The sequence below is a fragment of the Ideonella azotifigens genome (assembly GCF_006519715.1).
GTDB lineage: Bacteria > Pseudomonadota > Gammaproteobacteria > Burkholderiales > Burkholderiaceae_C > Ideonella > Ideonella azotifigens.
This window is the reverse complement of record NZ_VIDT01000393.1, coordinates 1-5,298: the sequence shown is the minus strand read 5'-3', so window position 1 is coordinate 5,298 and position 5,298 is coordinate 1. Positions and strand designations below refer to the sequence as shown.

The 5,298-nt window shown below is 68.0% G+C and carries 6 protein-coding genes and 1 pseudogene; 6 read left to right on the top strand and 1 reads right to left on the bottom strand.

From position 1 onward, the window contains the following. A pseudogene (locus FKP22_RS20240) lies at positions 1-141 on the bottom strand (sulfite exporter TauE/SafE family protein); the annotation flags it as partial. Positions 142-346: 205 nt separating this feature from the next. On the opposite strand from FKP22_RS20240, the gene FKP22_RS20235 reads away from it, so the two are divergent. The 6 genes from FKP22_RS20235 to soxB form a co-directional block, all read left to right on the top strand. After that, positions 347-994, top strand: a complete 648-nt coding sequence (locus tag FKP22_RS20235) for a DUF599 domain-containing protein (protein ID WP_141289496.1) — start codon at positions 347-349, stop codon at positions 992-994. A 253-nt stretch (positions 995-1,247) separates the two neighbouring features. Further along, positions 1,248-1,703, top strand: coding sequence for a thiosulfate oxidation carrier protein SoxY (soxY, locus tag FKP22_RS20230; protein WP_141289495.1), 456 nt, complete (start codon positions 1,248-1,250; stop codon positions 1,701-1,703). A 133-nt stretch (positions 1,704-1,836) separates the two neighbouring features. Continuing rightward, a complete protein-coding gene (gene soxZ, locus FKP22_RS20225) occupies positions 1,837-2,148 on the top strand; it encodes a thiosulfate oxidation carrier complex protein SoxZ (RefSeq protein WP_141289494.1) in 312 nt (103 codons plus the stop codon). Between the two features lie 51 nt (positions 2,149-2,199). Beyond that, the gene (gene soxA, locus FKP22_RS20220) at positions 2,200-3,015 is read left to right on the top strand and encodes a sulfur oxidation c-type cytochrome SoxA (protein ID WP_141289497.1); all 816 of its coding nucleotides are present in this window, start codon (positions 2,200-2,202) and stop codon (positions 3,013-3,015) included. 22 nt (positions 3,016-3,037) lie between these two features. Beyond that, on the top strand, positions 3,038-3,691 hold the full coding sequence (gene soxX, locus FKP22_RS20215; protein WP_141289493.1) for a sulfur oxidation c-type cytochrome SoxX: 654 nt from the start codon (positions 3,038-3,040) through the stop codon (positions 3,689-3,691). Between the two features lie 16 nt (positions 3,692-3,707). Further along, on the top strand, positions 3,708-5,298 hold a 1,591-nt coding region (gene soxB / locus FKP22_RS20210), incomplete at its 3' end, for a thiosulfohydrolase SoxB (RefSeq protein WP_141289492.1).

The following is a 5,298-nucleotide window of genomic DNA, read 5'->3' as shown; positions in this document are numbered from 1 at the left end:
CAGCAGTGCAACAGGCGCCGCCTGTTGCACCGACATGTGCAGCCCGAAGACCAGCAGCGGCACGGCCAGCACGCCGCCACCAGCGCCGGTCAGCGCCAGGATCAAGCCGACGATGGCGCCCAGGGCCCAGCTCAATTCCATGCTCGGAAAACAGATTTGCTCATGCGCAAAGTGTCGCAGCGGAATGGGTCGCCGCGAACGCCTGACCAGCGCAAATGCTTGGCGCAACCGGGCCTGCCAGGCTGCGAGTTGCCCTCGCTTGCGCACACAATCGCCCCATGCGGATTTTTTCTCCTGCGTTGCTGTGCCGCGGCCAGCCGCACCAGCCGATGTCGGAGCTCCGGGCATGAGCGGCCTGATCAACCCCTGGCTGGCGCTGGCGCTGGGCCTGCTGATTCTTCTGCTCTACGAGGGCCGGGTGGTCTGGATCGGCCGTCGCGCGCCACACCGCGTGGCGCGCGACGTGCATGCCCAGATGCGGGCCGACTGGGTGCGCGCGCTGGCCGAGAAGCCGGGCTTCGAGATCGTCGCGGTGCAGACGCTGCGCAACTCGCTGATGTCGGCCACCATCACCGCCTCTACCGCCGCGCTGTGCCTGATGGGCGCCGTGACGCTGGGTGGCAGCCGCCTGGCGGCCGGGCTTGCCGGGGTGCATGCGCCCCATGACCTGTTGCCGCTGGAACTGCTGCAGCTGCTGCTGATGGGCACGCTGTTCGCGTCATTTGTCTGCTCGACGCTGTCGATGCGCTACTACAACCACGTGGGCTTCGCGATGTCGCTGCCGGCCGGCTCGCCGCAGCGCCAGGCCGTGGTCGGGCTGGCGGTCGACTACATCGAGCGCGCCGGTTACCTGTACGGCTGGAGCCTTCGCAGTTTCCTCAGCGTCGCGCCGCTGGTGGTGGGCATCGTCAACCCGGTGCTGTTGCCACCCGCTTGCGTTTGTCTCGTGTGGGTGCTGTGGCAGTTCGATAAACCCGGCGCCATCACCGACTAGGAAATGGTGCACCCGGTTCCGCGAGTACGCGAAACCACCCGCCGAGCGGGTGGCGGGTCCGCTTGGGGCGGCCCGGCGCTGGCCCCGCTGGTGCACCCGGTTCCGCGAGTACGCGAAACCACCTGCCGAGCGGGTGGCGGGTCCGCTTGGGGCGGCCCGGCGCTGGCCCCGCTGGGCGCCCGGTTCCGTGAGCAACATCGGCAAGTGACGGCCGTGGTTAGCATTGAGTCCATACCGCAAGGAGAATTTGAAGATGCATCGTCGTGAGCTGTTGGCGCGAAGTGCCAGCGTGGCAGGCCTGCTGGCCGGCCTGGGCGCCCTTCCGGGAGCCGCCCATGCGGCCTGGAACACGGCGGCCTTCGAGGCCAAGAGCGTGGCCGAGGTGGTGAAGGCGCTGGGCGTGTCGGCACCGGTGGAGAGCAAGGACGTCAGCTTGACCGGTCCGGAGATTGCCGAGAACGGCGCCGTCGTGCCGCTGGCGCTGGCGACCTCGCTGCCGGGCGTCAAGCGCCTCTTGGTGCTGATCGAGAAGAACCCGTCGACGCTGGCGGCTTCGTTCGACATCAGCGACGCGATCGAGCCCAGCTTCTCGCTGCGCGTGAAGATGGCGCAGACCTGCAATGTCTACGCGGTGGCGATCACTGCGGACAACAAGGTGCTGTTTGCGCAAAAAGAAATCAAGGTGACCCTCGGCGGTTGCGGCGGCTAGATGGGGCACCCGGCTCTGCGGGGTACGCAAAGCCACCCGCCGGGAGGGTTGGCGGGGCCGTTTGGGAGCGGCCCGGCGCCGGCCCCGCAGCGACGCTGCCACCGTTGGTTGATTGAAATTCGAGGAGCAATACATGTCCGATCCGATGCGCATTCGCGCCCAGGCCGCTGGCGACAAGGCCGTCGTCAAGGTTTTGATGAGCCATGAGATGGAAACCGGCCAGCGCAAGGACGCGGCTGGCAAGACGATCCCGGCCTGGTTCATCCAGGAAGTCACGGCCTCGCTGAACGGCAAGCCGGTGTTGACCGCGCAGTGGGGGCCTTCGGTGGCCAAGAACCCGTTCCTGCAGTTCAACATCAAGGGCGCCAAGGCGGGGGACAAGGTCAGCGTTTCGTGGACCGACAACCACGGCGACAAGCGCAGCGACGAAGCAACAGTGGCCTGAGAGCCGACACGCCCACATCCACAGGAGGAGCCCGTGAACCTTGAGAACCCGATGCCGCGCAGGAGGCCGCAACTGGCCACCGTCCTGACGCTGGGACTGGCCCTGGCCAGCAGCGCCGCGCTGGCGCAGCAGAAGTCCGCCGCCGACGGCATTGCCGAATACCGCGCGATGCTGGCCGATGGCAACCCGGCCGAGCTGTTCATCGCCAAAGGCGAGTCGCTGTGGACCGAGCCGCGCGGGCCGAAAAAGGCCTCGCTCAGCCAATGCGACCTGGGCCTGGGCGCGGGCGTGGTCAAGGGCGCATGGGCACAGCTGCCGCGCTGGTTCGCCGACACCGGTCGCGTGCAGGACCTGGAGTCCCGCCTGTTGAGCTGCATGGAGACGCTGCAGGGCTTCAATGCCGCCGAGATCGCCAGGACGCCGTTTGGCAAGGGCGAGCAGGCCAGCGTCGAGGCACTGGCGGCCTACGTCTCGTCCGAATCCAGCGGCATGAAGATCAACCTGCCACAGCGCCACCCGGAAGAAAAGCGGCTCTATGCGCTGGGCCAGCGCGCCTTCTACTTCCGCGGCGGGCCAATGGACTTCGCTTGCGCCACCTGCCACGGCGAAGCCGGCAAGCGCATCCGCCTGCAGGACCTGCCGGACCTGCGCAGCAACCCTGGCGATGGCGTCGGCTTCGCGGCCTGGCCGGCTTACCGGCTGTCCAGCGGCGAACTGTGGACCATGCAGCGCCGGCTCAACGACTGCTTCCGTCAGCAGCGCTTCCCGTACCCCGGCTTTGGCTCCGAGATCACGGTGGCGCTGGGTGTCTACATGGGCGTGAACGCCAACGGTGCTGCGGCTGCCGCGCCGTCGCTCAAGCGCTGAGGGGGCTGAGATGGGAAACCGCATGAGATCGATGTTCGCCACAGGCGGCAGCCTGCTGATTGGCGCGCTGCTGCTGACCGGCTGCCAGTCGCCCGGCACCGGCAACGAAGCCTCCGAGGCCGAATTCCAGGCGATGCTGAAATCGTCCTTCCGCGAAGAAGGCATTGCCGGGCTGGACCGCCTGCAGCAGACGCCCGAACAAGCCGCCTGCTCCAGCCGCACGCCGCCGGACCCGACGCTGCACGCCGAGCTCGAAGCCCAGGCGCTGGCGACCGTCAAGCCGCCTTCGGACGGCCAGTACCTGGGCGACTGGCGCGAAGGCGAGAAGCTGGCGCAAAACGGCCGCGGCATGACCTGGAGCGACAAGAGCACGGCCACCAGCGCCAATGGCGCGAGCTGCTACAACTGCCACCAGATCGGCCCTGGCGAAATCTCGTTTGGCAGCATCGGCCCCAGCCTGTACCACTACGGCAAGCTGCGCGGCGTGAGCGACCCGAAGGACCCGGCCGCAGCGCCCATCGTGCAATACACCTGGGCCAAGCTGTACAACGCCTGGGCCTACAACGCCTGCTCCAACATGCCGCGTTTCGGCCACAAGAACCTGCTCGACGAGGGCCAGCTGAAAAACGTGATGGCCTTGCTGCTGGACCCGCAGTCACCGGTCAACGCGAAGTGACCTTGGTCGCTCCGAGATGAATCTGGATCGGCGCGAGTGGCTGCAGGCGCTGGGCGCCGCGGCCATGGCCGGGCTCAACCTGAATGGCGAGGCGCAGACGGTCGAGGCCCGCGGGCTGTACGACCTGCCGCGCTTTGGCAACGTCTCGTTCCTGCACATGACCGACTGCCATGCGCAGTTGCTGCCGCTGCACTACCGCGAGCCCAGCGTGAACCTGGGCGTAGGCGCGGCCAGGGGACAGTGGCCACACCTGGCGGGCGAGGCTGCGCTGAAGGCCGCAGGCGTGGCTCCGGGCAGTGCAATGGCACATGCGCTGACTTGCCTGGACTTCAGCGCCCAGGCCCAGCGTCATGGCCAGCTCGGCGGTTTTGCCCACCTGGCCACGCTGGTGCGCCAGCTGCGCGCCAGCCGGCCCGGCGCCTTGCTGCTGGACGGCGGCGACAGCTGGCAGGGCTCGGCCACCGCGCTGTGGACCAACGGCCAGGACATGGTCGAGGCCTGCAAGCTGCTGGGCGTGGACGTGATGACGGGGCACTGGGAATTCACGCTGGGCGCGGCGCGGGTGCAGGAGGTCGTGGCGAAAGATTTCAAGGGCCAGATCGACTTCGTGGCCCAGAACATTGCCAGCGCCGATTTCGGCGACCCGGTGTTTGCGCCCTATACGCTGCGCCAGCAGAACGGCGTGACCTGCGCCGTGATCGGCCAGGCCTTCCCGTACACACCCATCGCCAACCCGCGCTACTTCGTGCCGGACTGGACCTTCGGCATCCAGGAAGCGCAGCTGCAGCAGCAGGTCGACACGCTGCGCGCCAAGGGCGTGGCGGTGGTCGTGCTGCTGTCGCACAACGGCATGGACGTGGACCTGAAGCTGGCCAGCCGTGTGCGCGGGCTGGACGCGATCTTCGGTGGCCACACGCATGACGCGGTGCCGCTGGCTGTGCCGGTGCGCAATGCCGGCGGCACGACGCTGGTCACCAACGCCGGCTCGCACGGCAAGTTCCTCGGCTTGATGGACTTCGACGTGAAGGACGGCCGGGTGCGCGACTTCCGCTACCGCCTGCTGCCCATCTTCTCGCGCCAGCTGCCGCCGGACCCGGCGATGGCCGCGTTGATCGCCAAGCTGCGCGCGCCCTACGACAAACAGCTGAACGAAACCCTGGCCGTGACCGACGGGCTGTTGTGGCGGCGCGGCAATTTCAACGGCAGCTGGGACCAACTGATCTGCGACGCGCTGCGCGCCGAGCAGGACGCCGAGCTGGCCTTTTCACCCGGTTTCCGTTGGGGCGGCAGCCTGCTGCCGGGCCAGGCCATCACGCGCGAGCGGCTGATGGACCAGCTGGCCATCACCTACCCGACGGCCACGCGCACGCTGATGAGCGGTGAGCAGATCAAGACCGTGCTGGAGGACGTGGCCGACAACCTGTTCAACCCCGACCCGTATTACCAGCAGGGCGGCGACATGGTGCGCACCGGCGGCCTGAGCTGGCGCTGCACGCCGGCCGCGGCCATGGGCCGCCGCATCGACGAGTTGCGCATCAACGGCCAGCCGCTGCAGTCCGACAAGCGCTATGCGGTGGCCGGCTGGGCCTCCGTCTCCGAAGACGTGA

Coding starts and splice junctions, on each gene's coding strand:
- FKP22_RS20235 (WP_141289496.1), top strand. CDS start 347: ATGAGCGGCCTGATCAACCCCTGGCTGGCGCTGGCGCTGGGCCTGCTG.
- soxY (WP_141289495.1), top strand. CDS start 1,248: ATGCATCGTCGTGAGCTGTTGGCGCGAAGTGCCAGCGTGGCAGGCCTG.
- soxZ (WP_141289494.1), top strand. CDS start 1,837: ATGTCCGATCCGATGCGCATTCGCGCCCAGGCCGCTGGCGACAAGGCC.
- soxA (WP_141289497.1), top strand. CDS start 2,200: ATGCCGCGCAGGAGGCCGCAACTGGCCACCGTCCTGACGCTGGGACTG.
- soxX (WP_141289493.1), top strand. CDS start 3,038: ATGAGATCGATGTTCGCCACAGGCGGCAGCCTGCTGATTGGCGCGCTG.